The sequence below is a fragment of the Vibrio splendidus 12E03 genome (assembly GCF_000272105.2).
Classification (GTDB): Bacteria; Pseudomonadota; Gammaproteobacteria; order Enterobacterales; family Vibrionaceae; genus Vibrio; species Vibrio splendidus_I.
The window spans coordinates 30302-50935 of the sequence record NZ_AJZD02000215.1 but is presented as its reverse complement, the minus strand read 5'-3'; the positions used below and the strand labels follow the sequence as shown (position 1 = coordinate 50935).

General features: G+C 44.7%; 18 protein-coding genes. 6 read left to right on the top strand and 12 right to left on the bottom strand.

Translation table 11 applies throughout. From position 1 onward, the window contains the following. Positions 1 to 8: 8 nt before the first annotated feature. The 4 genes from crl to A142_RS14665 all read right to left on the bottom strand — a co-directional run bounded on the left by crl (position 9) and on the right by A142_RS14665 (position 3724). Positions 9 to 398 carry a sigma factor-binding protein Crl gene (gene crl, locus A142_RS14680; protein ID WP_017060787.1) on the bottom strand — a complete coding sequence of 130 codons (390 nt, stop codon included), beginning with the start codon at positions 396 to 398 and terminating at the stop codon, positions 9 to 11. Between the two features lie 144 nt (positions 399 to 542). Next, positions 543 to 1796: an esterase FrsA gene (gene frsA / locus A142_RS14675; RefSeq protein WP_017060788.1), complete on the bottom strand. Its 1254-nt coding sequence runs from the start codon at positions 1794 to 1796 to the stop codon at positions 543 to 545. Positions 1797 to 1885: 89 nt separating this feature from the next. Further along, positions 1886 to 2350, bottom strand: a complete 465-nt coding sequence (gene tet(34), locus A142_RS14670) for an oxytetracycline resistance phosphoribosyltransferase domain-containing protein Tet(34) (RefSeq protein WP_009847475.1) — start codon at positions 2348 to 2350, stop codon at positions 1886 to 1888. 84 nt (positions 2351 to 2434) lie between these two features. Then, on the bottom strand, positions 2435 to 3724 hold the full coding sequence (locus A142_RS14665; protein WP_017060789.1) for an NCS2 family permease: 1290 nt from the start codon (positions 3722 to 3724) through the stop codon (positions 2435 to 2437). A 1064-nt stretch (positions 3725 to 4788) separates the two neighbouring features. On the opposite strand from A142_RS14665, the gene A142_RS14660 reads away from it, so the two are divergent. After that, positions 4789 to 6261 carry an aminoacyl-histidine dipeptidase gene (locus A142_RS14660; protein WP_019824910.1) on the top strand — a complete coding sequence of 491 codons (1473 nt, stop codon included), beginning with the start codon at positions 4789 to 4791 and terminating at the stop codon, positions 6259 to 6261. Positions 6262 to 6384: 123 nt separating this feature from the next. Here A142_RS14660 and A142_RS14655 read toward each other — a convergent pair whose 3' ends face one another. Continuing rightward, entirely contained in the window at positions 6385 to 6924 is a 540-nt protein-coding gene (locus A142_RS14655; RefSeq protein WP_004741496.1) for a DUF3332 domain-containing protein, read from the bottom strand. Between the two features lie 272 nt (positions 6925 to 7196). Between A142_RS14655 and A142_RS14650 the strand changes: the two genes are divergently transcribed. After that, the gene (locus tag A142_RS14650; RefSeq protein ID WP_019824906.1) at positions 7197 to 8243 is read left to right on the top strand and encodes a succinylglutamate desuccinylase/aspartoacylase family protein; all 1047 of its coding nucleotides are present in this window, start codon (positions 7197 to 7199) and stop codon (positions 8241 to 8243) included. Between the two features lie 171 nt (positions 8244 to 8414). On the opposite strand, the gene A142_RS14645 is transcribed toward A142_RS14650, so the two are convergent. Continuing rightward, entirely contained in the window at positions 8415 to 8732 is a 318-nt protein-coding gene (locus A142_RS14645; protein ID WP_004741494.1) for a DUF3622 domain-containing protein, read from the bottom strand. Between the two features lie 352 nt (positions 8733 to 9084). Between A142_RS14645 and A142_RS14640 the strand changes: the two genes are divergently transcribed. Further along, on the top strand, positions 9085 to 10095 hold the full coding sequence (locus A142_RS14640; RefSeq protein WP_019824903.1) for an adenosine deaminase: 1011 nt from the start codon (positions 9085 to 9087) through the stop codon (positions 10093 to 10095). 73 nt (positions 10096 to 10168) lie between these two features. On the opposite strand, the gene A142_RS14635 is transcribed toward A142_RS14640, so the two are convergent. Beyond that, positions 10169 to 11353: an NnrS family protein gene (locus tag A142_RS14635; RefSeq protein ID WP_019824901.1), complete on the bottom strand. Its 1185-nt coding sequence runs from the start codon at positions 11351 to 11353 to the stop codon at positions 10169 to 10171. A gap of 288 nt (positions 11354 to 11641) precedes the next feature. On the opposite strand from A142_RS14635, the gene A142_RS14630 reads away from it, so the two are divergent. Then, on the top strand, positions 11642 to 12196 hold the full coding sequence (locus tag A142_RS14630) for a gamma-glutamylcyclotransferase family protein (RefSeq protein ID WP_019824899.1): 555 nt from the start codon (positions 11642 to 11644) through the stop codon (positions 12194 to 12196). Between the two features lie 121 nt (positions 12197 to 12317). Here A142_RS14630 and A142_RS14625 read toward each other — a convergent pair whose 3' ends face one another. Beyond that, entirely contained in the window at positions 12318 to 12650 is a 333-nt protein-coding gene (locus tag A142_RS14625) for a tRNA-binding protein (RefSeq protein WP_008218676.1), read from the bottom strand. Between the two features lie 197 nt (positions 12651 to 12847). Here A142_RS14625 and A142_RS14620 point away from each other — a divergent pair, with 197 nt between their 5' ends. Beyond that, complete coding sequence (locus A142_RS14620; RefSeq protein WP_019824897.1) at positions 12848 to 13846, top strand: substrate-binding domain-containing protein; 999 nt, start codon at positions 12848 to 12850, stop codon at positions 13844 to 13846. Between the two features lie 224 nt (positions 13847 to 14070). On the opposite strand, the gene galM is transcribed toward A142_RS14620, so the two are convergent. The 4 genes from galM to galE all read right to left on the bottom strand — a co-directional run bounded on the left by galM (position 14071) and on the right by galE (position 19038). Next, positions 14071 to 15150, bottom strand: coding sequence for a galactose-1-epimerase (galM, locus tag A142_RS14615; protein WP_019824895.1), 1080 nt, complete (start codon positions 15148 to 15150; stop codon positions 14071 to 14073). A 105-nt stretch (positions 15151 to 15255) separates the two neighbouring features. Beyond that, a complete protein-coding gene (galK, locus tag A142_RS14610; RefSeq protein ID WP_019824893.1) occupies positions 15256 to 16416 on the bottom strand; it encodes a galactokinase in 1161 nt (386 codons plus the stop codon). Positions 16417 to 16655: 239 nt separating this feature from the next. Next, positions 16656 to 17708 carry a UDP-glucose--hexose-1-phosphate uridylyltransferase gene (locus A142_RS14605; protein WP_019824891.1) on the bottom strand — a complete coding sequence of 351 codons (1053 nt, stop codon included), beginning with the start codon at positions 17706 to 17708 and terminating at the stop codon, positions 16656 to 16658. 319 nt (positions 17709 to 18027) lie between these two features. Beyond that, positions 18028 to 19038, bottom strand: a complete 1011-nt coding sequence (gene galE / locus A142_RS14600; protein WP_019824889.1) for a UDP-glucose 4-epimerase GalE — start codon at positions 19036 to 19038, stop codon at positions 18028 to 18030. Between the two features lie 394 nt (positions 19039 to 19432). Between galE and ebgR the strand changes: the two genes are divergently transcribed. Beyond that, positions 19433 to 20416 carry a transcriptional regulator EbgR gene (gene ebgR / locus A142_RS14595; RefSeq protein WP_019824887.1) on the top strand — a complete coding sequence of 328 codons (984 nt, stop codon included), beginning with the start codon at positions 19433 to 19435 and terminating at the stop codon, positions 20414 to 20416. The last annotated feature ends 218 nt before the right edge of the window (positions 20417 to 20634 follow it).

Sequence of the window (20634 nt, the reverse complement as noted above, 5' to 3'; positions counted from 1 at the left end):
CTTTAAAATTAGACGAATTCGACAGACTCTTCGTCTAATTGGATGCTGATTTCAAACTTACTTTGAAGTTCATCAACCAGTTTTTTGTGGAAGGCTTCTTGAGTTCGAGAGACCTCAGCGACCGCCTTTTTAGGTAACGGCAAAGAATCCCAGTTACCATCGATGTTGTATTTACCGATATTGTACTTCGCCGAATATCCCTCTTCCGACTTGTCCAACTCCAGCCACCAGCCCCAAAACTCGCGTTCTTCTGGTGATTTTTTATCGTTCACACATACAGACAAGCAATCAAAGATATAGTGACCTTCTTCTGATTGCGGTTCCCTCAAGTATGGCCCAATCGCCTTTAAAACATTCAACAAGCGGTAATGCGTAGGTTGTTGTGTCACTTCTGACATATTGAATCTCCATTTTCAATGTTAAGAATGACGTTACTCAGACTGTTATACGTAGAAACTACGCAATTGGATTTTATAAATTATTGCTGAGTATCAGGTACTTAGTTTGTACACTTTTCATGCTTAACTAATTTAGGAGAAATGTCATCTAAATAATTCATCCTCAAGCCACTTTATCGCCAATTCGAGGGATTGCTCATAACCTTGTGTAATTGACTTAGCTTTGATTTTCTTCGCTTTTCCGTAATCACTATAAATAGCAACCAGTTGATTATCCATCGGTGGTGATACAGGATCACCCTCTAAGGCCAATGCCAAGATAGGAACACTGGTTTTACTGTTTGACAGCAAACCTTGCACCTTCAGTGACCACGCCATCAATTGCCCAGAAAGACTATTGATATCGACCGCCCCTTTACCAAGACGCGAAGCCAACACATCCAAATGCATCTTAGGCATCTGTTTCAGTTTGTCGGCATGAACAAAGATATCGTGAATTGGCGCGCCTAAAGAGATACATGCTTTTATCTTATGTTGCTCAAGGAAAGATAATCTGACCATCGCATTGCCGCCAAAGCGGAAGCCAAATAAACCCACTTTGTGGTGATCCACCCATGGAATGTTAGGCAGCTCATTCAGCACAGCTTGGTGAAGACAAGACGAGTCTTCTGTCAAAGGCCAATGCGCACTGTGCCCTATCGATGGCATGTCTACCGTTAACATAGCAATGTTCTTAGGTGCTAAATAATCCCTAAACAAGCGCCACATATCAGTTTGTAAGCTATCGAGACCCGCGCTGACAATCACAACTGGTTGTGGTTTGTCTGTTTTAGTTAGATGCAAGTTCGCTTTGATCTTCTTGTTTTGGTACGGAATATCAATCTGCTTGACGATCAACTTAGTGTGCTTGATCGCTTCAGAATAGGCTGCGTTGGCCAACACTTGGGCCTGAGCTGCCAAATTGTCGTTCTTGAGATGTGGGTAACCCGCAATACTGAAACACAACGATGCTGAAAACAGCTCTTCAGCCATCTCTTCACCGTTCTTTTCATTAGAACGATTCTGATGTTGCATACCCAGCTTGGTCCATTCGTATGCCCAATTACCACTTCGGTAACCCATAACCGTATCAAGCCACTCATCGGTTGTACGAGAGTTATCTGATGACGCGATGCGAGCCAATACCGCTTCTTGCTCTATTGGATTAACGCCTTGCCATACCCACTGAAGACGTCTTAGGTTTCGGTACCATGATGAGTTTTGCTGTTCACGCTTCTCATCCAATAACGCTTCAGAGCTTGGCATGTATTGTGTCAACATTGAGGTCTCTTTCGCCTGTTTGTGCTTTACAAACAAAGTTTCCGAAAGGTTCGAGCTCGTTTCTTCTGGTTCAGACATTGGGATACTTAATAAGAAATGGTTGTCACTAATAATATAAAAAAAAATGACCCTATAAAGGGTCATTTCTCAAAAAACTAAGTTTACGCTTATTTTGACTTGCGATTTACTGGCTCAACGTAGCTTAGGCTAGTATCCCAAGGTTGCTCAATCCATGTGTCTTGAGCGATATCAACAATGTACTCGTCTAGCAAATCAGCGCCAGATGGCTTTGCACATACAGCGATCAGTTTCGCTTTAGGGTACATTTCGCGAAGCTTACGTGCAGTGTCACCACTATCAACCAAGTCTTCAACGATTAGGAAGCCTTCGCCATCACCTTCAGGTGCTTTAACTACTGTCATATCACGTTGGTGATCGTGGTCGTAGCTAGAAATACAAATCGTATCTACGTGACGAATACCTAGCTCACGAGCCAAGATTGCACCAGGAACCAAACCACCACGGCTTACAGCCCAGATGCCTTTCCACTGCTCTGCTGGCATTTGCTTTTCAGCAAGTTGACGGCAGTAAGTCTGCATGTTGTCCCAAGTGATAACGAATTTGTTGCTCATAGTATAAAACCTAATAATTTTGTCATGTTATTAGAGGCTATCTCAAACATAGCCTCTTCAGCGATTAAGCAGAAACCTAGACGATTAAGCGAAAATGTATTTAAGAATAAAGATAGCCGACATTACCCACACAGCAGGTGAAACGTCGCGACCTTTACCACTTAGCAGCTTAATTGCAGCGTAAGCGATGAAACCTAGTGAGATACCCTCAGCGATAGAGTACGTCAGCGGCATAAGCAAACATGTTACCACGACTGGTGCTGCTTCCGTAAGATCACGCCAATCAATGCCAACTAGGCCAGACATCATCAGAATTGCTACATAGAAAAGTGCACCTGATGTTGCGTAAGCCGGAATCATACCTGCAAGTGGCGAGAAGAAAAGAGCCAGTAGGAATAAGATACCAACAACAACAGCCGTTAGACCGGTACGGCCGCCTTCAGCAACACCCGCAACACTCTCAACATAAGAAGTAGTATTTGATGTACCTAGCAGTGCACCAATAGATGTTGCTGTAGAGTCAGCAAGCAGTGCTTTGTTCAAGCGAGGTAGTTTGCCGTCTTCTTTGATTAGGTTTGCTTTCGTTGCAACACCAACCAGAGTACCCGCTGTATCGAACAAATCGACGAACAAGAATGCGAATACCACTGAAATCATACCGATTTCAAATACAGCAGAGAAATCAAGCTGCATGAATGTCGGAGCAAGGCTTGGTGGTGTAGACATGATGCCGCCGTATTGAACGTCACCAATAACAATGCCAAGAGCTGTGATAGCTAGAATCGCAATCATTACTGCCCCTTTCACGCCACGGTGAACAAGAGCAATCGTTAGGAAGAAACCAAGTGAGCCTAGGATAGGAGCAATCGCGGTAATGTCGCCCAGTGAAACTTTAGTTGCTGGGTTAGAGACAACGATGCCTGCATTGCTAAGCGCAATAAACGCTAGGAAAAGACCGATACCTGCAGAGATACCAACACGCAGAGACATAGGGATCGAGTTGATAATCCATTCACGGATCTTAAAGATGCTTAAGAAGATGAAGATTACGCCTGATACGAAAACCGCTGCCAGAGCAACTTGCCACGTATAACCCATACCCATTACAACAGCGTAGGTAAAGAATGCGTTCAAACCCATGCCTGGAGCTTGAGCAATTGGGTAGTTAGCAACAAAGCCCATGATGAAACAGCCAATAGCAGCCGCTAAACAGGTTGCTACAAATACAGCGCCATGGTCCATACCAGCATCAGCTAGAATCATTGGGTTTACAAAAATGATGTAAGCCATTGTTAGGAAGGTTGTTAGACCTGCGATGATTTCAGTGCGCACATTGGTGCCATTTTCACTGAGTTTGAATAGCTTTTCGAACATTATCGAATCCTATAAGGGTAAAAAGTAAACGGTTGCGTAATCGATTGGCTGTGGATTATAAAGTTATCAAATAACAAATTCCAGATAGAATTAAGGCTCTAATCGATATTTATCAGAATGCCGTATGAAACAAAGCGATTAAAAACGCAGTAATTACCAAGGAATAATCATAATAAACAGTTAATTAAGCCCATTAAGCACAATGAAAAATCTTGGTTACTTTTTCGACCATCGGTTATTTTGATAGAGAATCTAGCCATTAAATTCTGAATTCAAACCCACAAGAGTTGTGTATTTTTCAACAGGATCAGTAATAAGGCGCAAATTGATATTTTGGCGCTTAAAAAACAACCACGCAGAGCAGCAGGAAAAGAGACGAGATAAAGCGGTTTGGAAAAGTAGCAGGCAAAAAAAACGCCACTCAAAACTGAGTGGCGGTAGAATCTGTCAACCAAAAGGGCTGTAAAAGAATTCCAATATATAGGGGTGAACAAAACTGTTCGAGTCACATGCTTACGGTATTAGTAACCAAAGCTTGTAGGGTATGCAAAGTTGCTAGTGTAAACAGAGCTGTTAATCCAGAACATTGCAGATGGTAAACCTTTCATAACTATCACCTTAATAAATCAATAAAAAACGAATTTGATTTCTCGGTTCCTTGGAGGCGATAAAACGGACTCATCCTTTGAGCATTTACTCTTCATCTCAGAAGTTGGTTATTAATATACCCTAAAGAAAAAAGATTACAAGTATTTTTTGCTATGCGTCACACTTTTGGCTATTTACGGTCATTTTGCAAACTTATTTTTGTAATAAAATTACAGAACAGGATTAAACAAACGTTTGCTTGCGCCATTTATAAGTATCAAGGTGCTTAGCCATGATCAGATGGACAAGATCGCATTCAAAATTTGAGCTATTTGAGGTTTAGAACCGCTACTCGTCAAAACGCTCAAGTGGTATGCTGTTGCCATCAAAACAGACCCATATTTTAGATTTTTGTTCTAGGTTTTTACCCATACAAAACCTAAATATATGGTTATTAAATAAAAAAGGAGTCATCCGTGTCTGAATTCCATTCTGAGATCAGTAAATTATCCCCTGCCCCTATCTGGCAGTTCTTCGATAAGATTTGCTCAATCCCACACCCTTCTAAGCATGAAGAAGAGCTTGCTCAATACATTATTGCTTGGGCAACAGAGCAAGGCCTAGATGTACGTCGTGACCCAACGGGTAACGTATTCATCAAAAAGCCAGCAACGGCGGGTATGGAAAACAAAAAAGGTGTAGTGCTACAAGCTCACATCGATATGGTTCCACAAAAGAACGAAGACACAGTTCATGACTTTGCTAAAGATCCAATTCAACCATACATTGATGGTGAGTGGGTTACAGCTAAAGGCACAACGCTTGGCGCTGATAACGGCATGGGCATGGCTTCTTGCCTAGCGGTTCTTGCTTCAAACGAAATCCAGCACGGCCCTATCGAAGTTCTACTAACAGTAGATGAAGAAGCAGGCATGACTGGTGCTTTCGGTCTTGAAGCGGGTTGGTTAGAAGGCGATATCCTTCTTAACACCGATTCAGAGCAAGAAGGCGAAGTGTACATGGGTTGTGCTGGCGGTATCGACGGCGCAATGACATTTGAAATTGCTCGTAACGCGATTCCAGCTGACTTCGTAACACGTAAGCTAACGCTAAAAGGCCTAAAAGGCGGTCACTCTGGTTGTGATATCCACACAGGCCGTGCAAACGCAAACAAACTGCTTGCTCGCTTCCTAGCGGGTCACGCGAAAGAGCTAGACCTACGCATCGTCGAATTCAAAGGCGGTAGCCTACGTAATGCGATCCCTCGTGAAGGTTTCGTAACGGTTGCAGTACCTGCTGCAAACCAAGAGAAACTGGCTTCTCTATACAACGACTACACAGAGCTTCTTTCAACTGAGCTAGGTAAAGTAGAAGACAGCATTGTTACTTTCAACGAAGAAGCTTCAGTTGAAATGGGCGCACTTGCAGCTGCTGACCAAGCTCGCTTCATCGCAGCACTTAACGCGGCGCCAAACGGCGTGATTCGTATGAGTGATGAGATTGAAGGTGTTGTTGAGACATCTCTAAACGTGGGGGTTATCACGACAGAAGAGAACTCAATCACTGTACTTTGCCTAATCCGCTCTCTGATCGACTCTGGCCGTAGCCAAGTTGAAAGCATGCTTCACTCTGTAGCAGAGCTTGCGGGTGCGAGCATCGAGTTCTCTGGCGCTTACCCAGGTTGGAAGCCAGATGCAGATTCAGAAATCATGCACATCTTCCGCGACATGTACGAAGGCATCTACGGTCACAAGCCAAACATCATGGTTATCCATGCTGGCCTTGAGTGTGGTCTATTCAAAGAACCTTACCCGAACATGGACATGGTTTCTTTCGGCCCTACTATCAAGTTCCCTCACTCTCCAGATGAGAAAGTGAAGATTGATACGGTTGAGCTATTCTGGAACCAAATGGTCGCGCTACTAGAAGCAATCCCAGAAAAAGCTTAATTCGATAAGCTACGTTTGTTCAATAAATGGTGTTTACAGTAAACACCATTTATTCAGACAAAATAAAACAGGTACTCAATGAGTACCTGTTTTTGTATCTAATCTTTGCAACCAGCTAAGACATTAAGCGCGTGACGCTGCGTAGCTCTCTAGCTCATCAATTGACGTTTGTGCAACGACTTCACCATCGATAAAGTACGTTACCATCTCGCCATCACGAACACCGATTAGTGTCGCTCGCTCACCAGACTGGTAAGTGATATCCATTTGGATAGTGTTTTCATCAATCTGCTGCATCTGACCTTTTTCGATCATATTTACATTAGTGATTGGACCTACAGGCGCTTCCGTTAGAGACGGATCTAGCTGATGGTTGATATCAATGTAAGTATCCACCTTAGTATCAAAGATATGCGGCGCACCCGTTAGTGGGTTGCTACCAGTCCAGAACTCTAGTGAGTTGAATACCAGGTAATCCGCTGCAACCGTTAGACCGTATGCCGGTGCCAACAGTAAGTTTAAGCCACCACGTGCGTAACGGTTATCAACGGCTTTAAGGTTGAACTTCATTAGGTAACCCGTTACTGCGTTGCTACCAACACAGCCAGATAAAGCAACAGATACCACTGCAAGTGCTACAACTTTTGAAATTGTTTTTTTCATTTTCATCTCGATATTTGAAATTGGCCGCCAGAAAATGGCGATGGATAATAGCAAGTGCGAAAAACACAATTATCAGAGTTAAATCAATAAATTGTCAGAAACCTTACAAATAAAAAGCGTATTCCAAAGAGGGCGCCATCCATGGAATACCGTTCCCGATGCGCCTCCACAAAAAAGTTTTGTCGTTACCGTAAACCGATTGATTCGTACTAAAAATCAACGATTGCTACATTCCGTGTTAACGAATTATCACCATGTTGAGAACAACCTAAATGGCAAGACTAAAACCTAATCAACCATTCGAATTACTTGGTTCTACTGTTCAGCCAGGACAGCGAATGGAGATTGAACTGCAAGCAGCTCAGCTTTACACGCACTCTCCACTTTCAATCCCGATTGAAATCATTCACGGTCGCCAAGCAGGTCCAACACTGATGGTAAACGCAGCGATTCACGGTGATGAGTTAAATGGTGTTGAGATTGCTCGACAGCTGACGAACGCTATCGATCCAAAGAAACTGAAAGGTACCTTGATTGTCGTGCCTATCGTTAACGTGTTCGGTTTCATCCATAAGTCTCGTTACCTACCAGACCGTCGCGATCTAAACCGTTGCTTCCCAGGTAGTGAGAAAGGATCGCTAACATCACGTATCGCTTACACTTTCTTCGAGAACGTGGCTAAGCACTGTGATTTCATTCTGGATCTACACACGGGTGCGATTCACCGTACGAACTTGCCACAAATTCGTGCGAACCTTTCGAACCCAGAAACCATGCGCATCGCAAAAGCCTTCGCGACCCCAGTGATCATCGACTCACCTCTGCGTGATGGTTCACTACGAAGTGAAGCGGAAAAGTTGGGGATTCCAGTACTGACATACGAAGGTGGTGAGGCACTGCGCTTTGATCACCTAGCGATTCGTGCAGGCTACCTTGGCATTCACCAAGTAATGAAAGAAATCGGCATGCTGCGTCCGAACCGTAAGAAGCTGCCAGAACCAGTATTGAGCAAATCCACCAGCTGGATTCGTGCAGAATCAGACGGTATCTTGCGTAACATGGTGAGACTAGGCGAACAAGTTGAAGCAGGACAAACTCTTGCCTACATCAGTTCTCCACTGGGTCATCAAGAGAGCCAAGTTATCACGACTAAAGGCGGTATCGTGATTGGCCAACAAACGCTACCTTTGGTGAACGAAGGTGATGCTGTGTTCCACATCGCTTACTTCAAGCAAGACGATGAAGAAGTGGGACAAACAGTAGAAAGCTACATTGAAGAAGTAGCAGAAGATGATTGGCTAACTGCGCTAAACAACTGATTAAGGCTTGAGAGAGCGATGTAAAAAGCGAGAAGCCAAAACCGTCGCTCTTAAGCAAATAGCAACGAACTCCACAAACGAAAAAGCCCCAATATAGGTGACTATATTGGGGCTTTTTTATAACTCCCTTATCTTAAAATTAAGGGACCTATAAATTAATCGTGCACCGAATTACTCAGCGTCTTCTTGCTCTTCTGCACGAGCTTTAGCGCGTGCTTCACGTGCTTGCTCAGCTTTAAGCTCTTTAGCGTGACGTAGTTCATCGCGCTCTTTACGTTGCTCCGCTTTACGCTCGTTACGTTCAGCTTGGTTTGCGATGAAAGATGCTAGCTCTTTCTCAGCCCACTCTTGTGCAAGCGCTTCTGTTTCGAAACCAGACTCACGCTTAGATACTGTTGTGCTGCGAGACGTTACTTGACGAGTAATCTCTGCACACCAGCCGTTGCGTTTTTCTGTAAGGCGGATATCAAATTTTTTGTTCTTAGACATGTTCTATTTTTTCCTAAGGGAGATCATTATGGGATCGGTCAACTTTGATAACTCCATCTAAGTGAGCATCTTTTAACACCATCCCTTGGTAAGCGCGGTATTAGAGCACAAATCAACGAATATTGCTGCAAATATTTGCAGCGGATCACACTCTAGTGCTGCAAATCGTTTGCGGCTCATTTTTAAGCACTCAACAGCCTCTAATCCCTAACAATTTCAGTCTCATTTCATCGGCAACCATCAAATGAACTATGCTCAAACAGAGATAAATGAGTCGTCTAACCCGTTAGCTTGGTAGGCGTTAATTATCTTCCCCTACTCCGCCCATAATTAAAATAGCTAAGGAGTTGCTATGGATAGCTTCATCAAAAATTTACCGAAGGTTGAGCTGCACTTACACATTGAGGGCACATTGGAACCAGAGCTGATGTTCGAACTGGCCAAGCGCAATAACGTATCGATCCCCTTTGAGAACCCAGAGCAAGTGCGAGATGCCTATCAATTCCACAACCTGCAGTCTTTTCTCGACATCTATTATCAAGGCGCCAATGTACTGATTCATGAACAAGACTTTTACGACCTCACTTGGGCCTACCTATTAAAGTGCCAACAAGACAATGTGGTCCACACTGAGATTTTCTTCGACCCGCAAACCCACACTGAGCGCGGTATCGCCTTCGACACTATTATCACAGGCATTACTCGAGCACTCGACCAAGCTGCACATGAACTTGGGATAAGCAGCCAACTGATCATGTGCTTTCTGCGTCACCTTGATGAAAACAGCGCGTTCGAGACACTCAAACAGGCTTTGCCTTACAAAGATAAAATCATTGCGGTTGGTTTAGATTCATCAGAACAAGGTAACCCACCCGAGAAGTTTAAGCATGTATTCCAAGAAGCGCTCAACCAAGGCTTCCTGACTGTCGCACACGCCGGAGAAGAAGGCCCTGCGCAAAACATTATCGATGCATTGAGTTTGTTAGGTATTACACGAATTGATCATGGCGTTCGCTGTGTTGAAGATAAAGAACTGATGGAGCAACTAATAGCCAAACGTACTCCACTGACGGTTTGTCCACTATCGAATACCAAGCTAAAAGTCTTCGATACCATGGAGCAGCACAACATTGTCGAACTACTGAGAAAAGGACTCTGTGTCACCATCAATTCCGACGACCCGGCTTACTTTGGTGGCTACATGAATGATAATTTCCTAGCGGTTGCCAACGCCCACCCTGTCACTCATCAAGAGTTAGCGCAGTTCAGTATTAATGCGGTGGAAGCGAGTTTCATCTCCCCTCATGCCAAAGAAGACCTGATTACGCAGGTACGCCAATACTTGATAGCGAACACTCAATAAGTTCATAAGTGTGTAGTTCAATCAAAAAAGGGAAGCTCAACGCTTCCCTTTTTATCAATATACCAAAATCAGTTTACCCCGGATGACCATCCACTCGTGGGGTAAGTAACATCATGCCGAATTTCCAAATAAACAGACCAAACGCCAACGTCCATAAGCCTGCGCTTAGGTTCACCATCTCAAACAAATAACCAGGGAAGAAGGTGACACCTAAGCTACGTACTAGCGCTGCCACAAAAATTGCAGAGAATGCGAGCGCCATGCTTGGTCCTTTGTAAATCGCACGACCAGTGTGTCCCATTGTCACTCGGGTTATCATCGCCAGAATCAAACCGCTCAAGCCACCAATTGCGAACAAGTGCAGCATGTTATGACTGGCAAATGGGTTCTCTAACAGGCCACGTAACAACAAGCTTAGAGGAATACACAAGTAAGCCGCATGCAGTGACCACACCAAAGGTTCAGATAGGGTTGTCCAGGGTTTCCAACGGATGAAGCGTACCAGTTGAGCAACACCGGCAAAAACCATTAATCCGCTGCCCATTTGAGCAAAGGCCAGAGGGAAGAAGCTCAGCACAAACAGTCCTACCAAAGGCAGGTTTGCAAGCCATTCCAACCACACCAATGGCTGCGCTTTTTCAAAGTTAAAGCGACGTGCAGTGAAGAATGGGATCACTCGTCCGCCCATGACAGACAGCAGCAAGGTAAACCACCACAGCATGGCTTGCCATACCGCTGATGATGGGAACGGAGGCATTCCCTTAATGGTCGCGTAGCTCGCAAAATTCGCCACAATCGCCAGTACAAACAGCGGAACGAAGAACAAGTTCTTCCAACCTTTCGACTGCACTACACGAAAACCGATCTCGTAAGCCGCGAAGATTAAGAACAGCGCTTCAATCGAAGAGATCAGCCACAGCGGAGCCGGCGTCCAAAACAGAATACGAGGTGCTAACCATAAACCGACTAGCGCGGCTAATCGATAATGCTTGGTGCCATTGACGCCTGTCCAGGTTTGCACGGCAGTGAGCACAAAGCCGACAACAATCGCCATCGAAAAACCAAACAGCATCTCATGCACGTGCCACCACAGTGCGGGAACGTTTAAAACCTCAGGCTGACCGTTTTGAAACATGATGACCCAAGCCACAATCGCAATCACGGCATAGAGACTGCCTAGAAAGAAGAAAGGTCGAAAGCCTAAACGCAGGTAGGCTGGAATCGCGTCTTCTACACTTTTATCTGTGATATTTAACAAACTCGCTCCTAATTCTCAGATAAGCGGCCAAGGTATTACCTAAACCAAATTTGGTGTGCATCAAATTCGATGCAATATGCAAATTACGTTGCATGAAACGCGCCAACTAGATAAAGCCAGAAAAAACAGCCACTCACGAGATTCAATAGCCAATAAACAAGTCAAAAAAACACAACCCAAAGAGTCATAAAGACATATAGATGTGTAAATAGAAACTTACTGACTTTTGCCATCTCGCCACATATAGTAAGACTAGTCTCAAATACAAAAGAACAGACAAGGAACGCGATGTATATTTTTGGTTATGGCAGCTTGATCAACTCATCTTCACGTCAACTCACAGGTCAAACAGGTCAAGCAATCCCAGCGATTGTTCATGGCTTAGTGCGCCATTGGAGTAAGATCGATGACAGTTACGTGTTATCCCCTTTGATCGTCAACCTTGGTGAAGGGCAAGTGAATGGTGTTTTGCTTGAAGTCGACGAGGTAGCGCTTGCTGAGTTTGATCATCGTGAACGTGGCTATCGCCGAATCGAACTCAAACCCGAGCAGATAGAGAGCCAAACTGACTTTAAAACGGATCAATCGATCTGGGTATACATCAAAGACGAGATTGAAGCGCCTTGTGAGAACAGCCCTATCGTTCAAACCTATGTCGATACCGTTATAGCTGGGTGTTTAGAGGTGTCTGAAAGCTTTGCGGCGCACTTTGTCAAACACACACAAGGTTGGCACCACCCATTAGAAAATGACCGCCACCAGCCTAAATATGGCAACCTTGCAGGTGTTTCAGATCACCACCACAGTGTAATTGATGGTTTGATATTGAGTGCGCGCGGCTAACCTTTAAAGACTTAGGTGATGTTGAAGCTGCAATAATTTGGATCTTTGGTCATTTTGGAGCTTTGAGAACATAGAGGTCGATGAGCTTATAACAAATGAGCTCACCGACTAAGTAGACCGCTTAAACCACTCGAATACCCGCTGGCATTGCACGCTCTGGTGTCAGCAAGACACTTTCAGATTCATCATCGGTTTCTGCACACAGCAGCATGCATTCAGAAGTGTGGCCTCTCATTTTGGCTTTCGCTAAGTTACATAGCACCACGACCTGTTTACCCATTAACTCCTCTTCTGTGTAGTAAGGCACTAGGCTAGTCACTGTTTGCAGCGTCTTTTCACCCACATCGACTTGCACGATGTAAAGCTTGTCCGCATTTTCATGACGTACAACCTCGATGATCTTACCCACTCGCATTTCTAACTTAGCAAAGTCACCATAAGAGATAGTATCCATTTCTCACTTCCTATATTGATTGATTTTTTACCCACCAAGAATTTACTAAAATTAAGTAAAATGTAAATGTTTACACTAGCACTAAGTTCAATAATTACAAGCGGTAAAGATCTCAATAATAGAAGTAAAATAAGAGTTTCATTGCCTTGCTCTCATTGTCGGTGTTAAATAAGCACAGCAATCAAATGAGGTTAAAAATGGCGACAATCAAAGATGTAGCAAAGGAAGCTGGTGTTTCTGTTGCAACCGTATCTCGAGTGATCAATAAATCCCCTAAGGCGAGTGCTAGCTCTATTGAGTCAGTAACTAAAGCGATGTCTAAGCTTGGCTACCGTCCCAACGCCAATGCTCGCGCGCTGGTAAGCCAAAGCACCAATACCATTGGCGTACTCGTGGGTGATATTTCGGATCCTTTCTTTGGCACGCTCGTTAAATCGGTCGACAACGTGGCAAGAGAAAACGGCAAACACATCTTAGTGGGCAACGGCTCTCATGACCGTGAAGAAGAGAAGCAAGCCATTGAACTGCTGATCAATAACCGCTGCGATTCACTTGTGATTCACTCAAAAGGTCTAACCGATGAAGAGCTGATCGGCTACGCCAAAGAAGTGAAAGGCTTAGTGTTGATCAACCGCTATATCGAAGAGATTGCCGAACGCTGCATCTTCCTTGATAACAAGAAAGGCGCATTTCTCGCGACTGAATATTTGATTCGTCATGGCCATAAAAACATTGCCTGTATCGCCTCTTCTTCAAGCATTGAAGATGCAAATGAACGTGTTGAGGGCTACCAAGCCGCTCTGAAAGAGTACGGCATTGAGCTATCTGAAAGTTATATTGAACACGCCCAGCCAACCAGCGATGGCGGCGAGTATGCGATGACCAATCTGCTGACTAAATCCCTACCGATCACCGGTATTGTGGCCTACAACGACTACATGGCCGCGGGTGCCTTGTCTGTGCTCGACGAGAACGGCATTCAAGCACCGGATAACATGTCGATCATCGGCTTTGATGATGGATTAATTGCCCGCTATGTTCACCCGAAACTGACGACCATTCGTTACCCTATTCAAATGATGGCTGAGAAAGCAACACGACTCGCCTTGAGCTTGGCAAAAGAGGAAACAACTTCGGCAGAGCCTATGATGTTCTCTCCTACTTTGGTGCGCCGTAACTCGGTAGAAAAAGCCTAAGCGACCGTTTAAAAAACGCACTAAGAAACAAAAAAGCCCTAACAGAATCACTTCTGCTAGGGCTTTCTTACCTTACTCAAGTACCCAACACTCACTTCCTATTTAGACAAAATGATTGCTAGGTGCCGCTTTGGTTCATCTCCCCCAGAGACACATGACAAGTCACACCCCTCTATTCATCAATAAACAAAAGCAATGGCATCACCGCTTTGAGCTAGAGCGTACTAGTTTGAAGAATCCCCCGAAAATTCAAACTGGTAGCAGGTACGATAGTGGTATTCTTGTTCAGGCTGGAGAATACAACTGTCCTGCTTCCACTCTGGGTGGTTAGGAGAGTCAGGTAAGAACTGGGTTTCTAATGCCAAACCTGCGTAATCTTCATAGCTGCCACCACTTCGGTTTGGTGTGCCACCAAGCCAGTTTCCGGTGTACAACTGCATCGCAGGTTTGGTTGAAAATACTTTTAAAGTGACGAGCGCATCTGGCGAGGTCACAGTCGCGGCACATTGAGTGCGTTTACAGCCGTCAGCCAATAAGAAAGAGTGATCGTAACCCTTAGCGGCTTTCTGTTGTTCATCACCCAATAAACGCTCTGAGATCATCATAGGCTGAGTAAAGTCGAAGCTGGTCGATTTCACCGATTTCAAGTTGCCTAATGGAATGCCGACAGAGTTGGTTGGCAAGAACTGAGACGCGTTGATACTCACAATGTGAGACAAGCAATCGTGCCCTGCTTCTGCACCGAGCAGATTAAAGTAGGCATGATTGGTTAGGTTCACTACGGTTGGTTTATCAGTGTTGGCTGTGTAATCGATAGAGACTCGATTATCTTCGGTGATTTCGTAACGAACCGACACGTTCAAATTCCCCGGAAAACCTTGGTCGCCATCGGCTGAAACTAAGCTAAACACAACCGATGTTTCAGTCTGTTCAGTAATATTCCAACGACGTTTATCAAAACCATTCGGACCACCATGTAAGGTGTTCCCTGCTTGGTTGGTTGCCAGCTTATAAGTCTTGCCATCAATCTTGAAACGACCATTGGCAATGCGGTTAGCATAACGACCAACTGTCGCCCCCATATAACTGGCTTGCTTCTCGAAGTTATCCAGTGAATTCACACCCAATAGTACTTCTCGTCTATTTCCTTTTACTGGCAAGATACAGCTCAACCACGTTGCGCCAATATCCATGAATGTCACTTCCATACCGCGTGCATTGGACAGTGTGACAAGCTGAGCAGGTTGGCCATCATAGGCTGCAGTTTCTGTCATGGATTGATGCAGGTTCTGCGCTTGTGTCATTCTAAATTCCTTCTACTGCCAGTAATAAAGCCCCTACCTTAAGGTAAAGGCATTAGCATTTGGCCTACCATGATCTTTTTGTGTGATAAGCCTTTTGTCTGTCGGTTAGATTACTTCAACTAGACCAGCGCCGTCTTTCGCTTGGCACACATAAATGGATTCTTTTAGTCCGGTCGCTGCTTGGTATTTTTGTTCTACCGTTGTTTTAATTTCATCAACTAAAGTTGGCGGAACCAACGCCACGATACAACCACCAAAGCCACCGCCAGTCATACGTACGCCACCTTGGTCGCCAATCACTTCTTTAACCATATCCACTAGCGTATCGATCTCTTTGACTGTGATTTCAAAATCATCACGCATTGATGCATGTGATTCCGCCATCAACTCACCCATACGTTTCATGTCATGAGTACGTAGAGCTTGAGCCGCTTCCACCGTTCGGTCATTCTCGGTAATCACATGGCGAGCACGCTTAGCGACCATCTCATCCAGCTCAGACTCTTTCGCTTTGAACTGCTCAATCGTTACATCACGCAAAGCTGGAACACCGAACAAGCGAGCCGCTTCTTCACACTGCTCACGGCGCGTGTTGTATTCACTGTCGACCAAACCACGTTTCTTGTTTGAATTGATGATCACCACCGCCATATCTTCAGGCATTGAAACCGCTTGAGTTTCTAGGCTACGGCAATCCAAAAGCATCGCGTGATTCGCTTGACCTTCCGCCGAGATCATTTGATCCATAATGCCGCAGTTACAGCCAACGAACTCGTTCTCTGCTTGCTGGCCGTTCAATGCTACTTCCGCTTGAGTGAGCTCTAAGTTGTAAAGCACCTTAAATGTCTGACCAATCACCACTTCAAGTGCCGCAGAAGAACTTAAACCTGCACCTTGAGGTACGTTACCCGTTACAGAGATGTCTGCACCTGTAAATTCAAAGCCGCGACCTTTTAAGCACTTCACCACACCACGAATGTAGTTCGCCCACATTTTGTCTTGTTGGAAGGTGATCTCTTGAGTTAAATCGAACTCATCGACTGCATTACCGTAGTCCACTGATACTACGCGTACCATGTTGTCGCCACGCTTAGCCGCCGCGACTACGGTTTGGTAGTTAATGGCACACGGTAGGACAAAGCCATCATTGTAGTCTGTGTGTTCACCGATCAGGTTCACACGACCTGGTGCTTGAATAATATGAGTCGCTTGGTAACCAAGGACTTGCTCAAAAGATGTTTTCACGTTTTGGATTAGATCAGACATAAGTAAACTCTCTGCTTAAACTCTTTGTTCAATTGGTAATGGCTCCTTCTCGGCACCACTTTAATTCTTTTAGATTCCCTATCTCGTTCGTCTCTCACGGTAGGGAATGACAACATCGGCTGCTAAGCTTCTAAACTCGAAGGCCCAAAGCTCGAACTTCTGGGCTTCTCATCTGCCGTCATTCCAGAATCGAGGGACGAGATATCTGGAATCTCGCTTGTTATTTACTAAGCAGCCTATTACTGCTCTTTATAGTGAACCTCACTCAAATCACGAAGACGCTGCGCCGCTTGCTCTGCGGTTAAATCACGCTGAGATTCTGCCAACATTTCGTAGCCCACCATAAACTTACGAACTGATGCGCTGCGCAGTAGCGGCGGGTAGAAAAGCGCATGCAGTTGCCAATGGTCGATGTCGGTGCCCTCTTCAAAGAACGGCGCGTAGTGCCAGCCCATTGAGTAAGGGAATGAACATTGGAATAGGTTGTCGTAGCGACTGGTCAGCTTCTTAATCGCAAGTGCCAAGTCATCACGCTGCTCGTCAGTCAGTTCACTCATGCGGCGAATATGCGTTTTAGGTAGCAACATAGTTTCAAACGGCCATGCAGCCCAGTAAGGAACCACAGCAATCCAATGCTCGGTTTCAACCACTGTGCGGGAGCCGTCTTTCATTTCTGCTTCAACGTAATCCACTAATAGGTTTGAGCCTTGTTGTTTGAAGTACTCTTTTAACAGCTTCTCTTTACGCTCAATCTCATTTGGCAGAAAGCTGTTCGCCCAGATTTGACCGTGCGGGTGTGGCTGAGAGCAGCCCATGGTCTCGCCCTTATTTTCAAACGCTTGAACCCATAGGTAATCTTTTCCTAGCTCTTCTATCTGCTCATTCCAGGTATCAATCACACAACGAATTTTGTTCACCGGTAGTTCCGGCAATGTTTTGCTGTGATCTGGCGAGAAGCAGATAACGCGGCTCAGCCCTCGAACACCTTGAGTCTTAAATAGAGGATTGTCAGACTCTGGAGCGTCAGGCGAATCAGGCATCAACGCCGCGAAATCGTTACTGAACACGTAAGTTCCGTCGTAGTCTGGGTTCTCATCACCCGAGATACGCGTGTTAGTTGGACAAAGGAAGCACTCTTTGTCGTACGCTGGCAGTTGCTCAGTGGATGGCTTTTCATCTTGGCCACTCCACGGGCGTTTCGCACGATGCGGCGAGACTAAGATCCACTGACCCGTTAGTGGGTTATAACGACGGTGTGGGTGGTCTACTGGGTTAAATTCAACTTTTGACATACTTACATTGCTCTTAATTTTTGTGTCTTGGCACTTTCACCAAGATAAGTAATTCTTCTGCGAGGAGATTCCCTATCACGCTCGTCCCTCGAATCTGGAATGACGTTTGATAAAACTCAGTGTCTAAACCTCTATGTTTAGACGTTTTTCCAGAGCTCTATAGCTCGGTGCATCAGCTAATAGCCTATAGCGCTCAAGAACCTTTAACTCACCCGTCATTCCAGAATCGAGGTACGAGATATCTGGAATCTCTCTTTTCTAATCTCTTACCGCTGCATTCCCCAAAGAAGTTGGAGTTACAGCTTTCAATTACATCAAGTTAATAGCCATTAGGGTTATTCGACTGCCAATTCCACGTATCCGCCGTCATCTCCATCACGCTGCGAGTCGCCTTCCAGCCAAGTTCACGTTCCGCCTTTTCCGTGCTTGCCCAACATTCCGCAATATCACCAGCACGGCGTGGACAGATTTCATAAGGAACCGGCTTACCTGATGCTTCAGCAAAAGCTTGCAGCATTTCTAGAACACTCGATCCCTTACCTGTCCCTAGGTTGTAAATGTGCAAACCTGCCTTTTCGCCGACCGCTTTTAGTGCTGCGACATGGCCATCGGCCAAATCCATCACGTGGATGTAGTCACGAACGCCAGTTCCATCCGGTGTTGGGTAATCGTTTCCAAAAATAGAAAGCTTCTCTCTACGACCGACAGCAACCTGCGCAATGAATGGCATTAAGTTGTTTGGAATACCTTGTGGGTCTTCGCCCATAGTGCCTGAGGGGTGCGCGCCAACCGGGTTGAAATAACGCAGTAACGTCACGCTCCAATCATTTTCAGCGTTGAATAAATCACTCAAACACTCTTCAACCATGTACTTACTTCGACCATAAGGATTAGTCGTTGCACTTGTTGGAGAGCTTTCGGTGATTGGCACAATCTCAGGGTCACCGTAGACAGTCGCTGAAGAACTAAACACGATACTTTTCACGCCCGCTTTTTTCATACAGCGAGCAAGAACCAATGAGCCATTAACGTTGTTATCGTAGTATTCCAAAGGCTTAGCGACCGATTCACCCACCGCTTTTAGGCCTGCAAAATGAATCACAGCTTGGATATCATGCTTGGCAAACACGCCATCTAAAAACGACTCATCACGGATATCACCTAAATAAAATGTTGGTGTTTGACCGGTTAGCGCATTGATTCGCTCCAGTACTAGCTCTTTGCTATTGCAAAGGTTGTCTACAATGATTGGCTCCATACCTGCCTGCATCATTTGGATGCATGTATGGCTCCCGATGTAACCCATACCGCCTGTAACCAGTACTTTCACAATCAACCTCTCTTCGCTGTCATTCACGATTTAATCTGCCCCAATACGCTGCGTATTGGTTCGTTGTTGCGGAAATAGTAGCAGCCAATTTGGCAATATTTCTGTGATCAGAACCACGAAGTGTAAACGTTTACACAAAGTTACACACAGCTCGTCGATTAAGTTATAGAAAAAACAAATCGATATAGACATCTAATTCATTGAATTTAAATGAGATATTTGTAGATAGTTAGATTTGAGACATCACAGAGGAGTTGAGCATTTATTTTACTAAAAGTTAATGCAATGACTTTCAGTTTGATTACAATAGGTCTGTACAATAAAGAGGTGCATTGCTTTTTTTACTAAAGACAAATTTCAAAGCAGCGCAATGTTCCAAGAACAGGAAGTGAGTATGGCAACGTTAAAAGATATCGCGACTGAAGCTAATGTTTCATTAGCTACCGTTTCTCGGGTTCTCAATGAAGATCCTACATTAAGCGTCAAGGAAGAGACCAAAAGGCGTATCTTTGAAATTGCAGAGAAGCTGGAGTACAAAACGAGCAGCTCACGTAAAACGGTTAGCAGCAAAAAGCAGCACCACCACTTCCTTGCACTGTATAACTACAAGCAAGAAGCGGAAGTTAACGACCCTTACTACCTATCAATTCGTCACGGTATTGAAACCCAGTGCGAAAAGATGGATGTCGACCTAACCAACTGTTATGAAAGTAAAATACAGACCAACTCAAGCCAAGTTACTGGCATTTTGCTCGTAGGAAGAATGACTCAAGAAGTTATCGAGCAAGCGAAAAAGCTTACGGATAACATCTGTTACGTTGACTTCACTGATCACTCAGAACCTTATGATTCTGTTGATATCGATCTCGCTCGTATCAGCAAAGAAATCACCAATTTCTTCATCAACCAAGGTTATGAGCGCATTGGTTTCATCGGCGGCCAGGACGATATCAACACCTCTGATATTCGTGAGATCGCCTTCGCAGAATACGGCGGTTTAAAGAACGTTGTGAGCGAACAAGACATCTACCGAGGCGACTTCTCTAGCTCTTCGGGCTACAAACTAGCGAAGAAGATGTTAGAAAGTGGCGACTACCCAAAAGCGATGTTTATTGCATCAGATTCAATTGCAATCGGTGTTTTACGTGCAGTTCATGAGCATGGATTAAGCATTCCTGATGATATTGCGCTCATCAGTGTAAACGACATCCCAACAGCTAAATTTACCTTCCCATCTTTATCAACCGTTCGTATTCACTCTGAACTGATGGGAATTCAAGGTGTTAACTTATTGATTGAGAAATCTCGTGACGGCAGAACCATCCCATTACGAGTGTATGTACCGAGCAAACTCAAACTAAGAGACACAACAAAATAACTATAACTTTCAATTAGATAACTAAAGGCCACCAATATGTCGGGTGGCCTTTTTTATGCATACCACATCACTTTTCATTCGCATTCTCCCTTGTAAAATCCGCCGCCTAAAGCACCCAATAGCATTATTTTAAGTGGATCACACAGCACTGTAAAAAGCCCCTAAAAAACGTGATGGAGTTAAAGTAAAACGTTTTCACCAATTTCATTTAGTAAAAC

Bases quoted from the DNA above. Each gene is read 5' to 3' on its own strand.
- crl (WP_017060787.1), bottom strand. From the start codon at position 398: ATGTCAGAAGTGACACAACAACCTACGCATTACCGCTTGTTGAATGTT.
- frsA (WP_017060788.1), bottom strand. From the start codon at position 1,796: ATGTCTGAACCAGAAGAAACGAGCTCGAACCTTTCGGAAACTTTGTTT.
- A142_RS14665 (WP_017060789.1), bottom strand. From the start codon at position 3,724: ATGTTCGAAAAGCTATTCAAACTCAGTGAAAATGGCACCAATGTGCGC.
- A142_RS14655 (WP_004741496.1), bottom strand. From the start codon at position 6,924: ATGAAAAAAACAATTTCAAAAGTTGTAGCACTTGCAGTGGTATCTGTT.
- A142_RS14650 (WP_019824906.1), top strand. From the start codon at position 7,197: ATGGCAAGACTAAAACCTAATCAACCATTCGAATTACTTGGTTCTACT.
- A142_RS14645 (WP_004741494.1), bottom strand. From the start codon at position 8,732: ATGTCTAAGAACAAAAAATTTGATATCCGCCTTACAGAAAAACGCAAC.
- A142_RS14640 (WP_019824903.1), top strand. From the start codon at position 9,085: ATGGATAGCTTCATCAAAAATTTACCGAAGGTTGAGCTGCACTTACAC.
- A142_RS14630 (WP_019824899.1), top strand. From the start codon at position 11,642: ATGTATATTTTTGGTTATGGCAGCTTGATCAACTCATCTTCACGTCAA.
- A142_RS14625 (WP_008218676.1), bottom strand. From the start codon at position 12,650: ATGGATACTATCTCTTATGGTGACTTTGCTAAGTTAGAAATGCGAGTG.
- A142_RS14620 (WP_019824897.1), top strand. From the start codon at position 12,848: ATGGCGACAATCAAAGATGTAGCAAAGGAAGCTGGTGTTTCTGTTGCA.
- galM (WP_019824895.1), bottom strand. From the start codon at position 15,150: ATGACACAAGCGCAGAACCTGCATCAATCCATGACAGAAACTGCAGCC.
- galK (WP_019824893.1), bottom strand. From the start codon at position 16,416: ATGTCTGATCTAATCCAAAACGTGAAAACATCTTTTGAGCAAGTCCTT.
- A142_RS14605 (WP_019824891.1), bottom strand. From the start codon at position 17,708: ATGTCAAAAGTTGAATTTAACCCAGTAGACCACCCACACCGTCGTTAT.
- ebgR (WP_019824887.1), top strand. From the start codon at position 19,433: ATGGCAACGTTAAAAGATATCGCGACTGAAGCTAATGTTTCATTAGCT.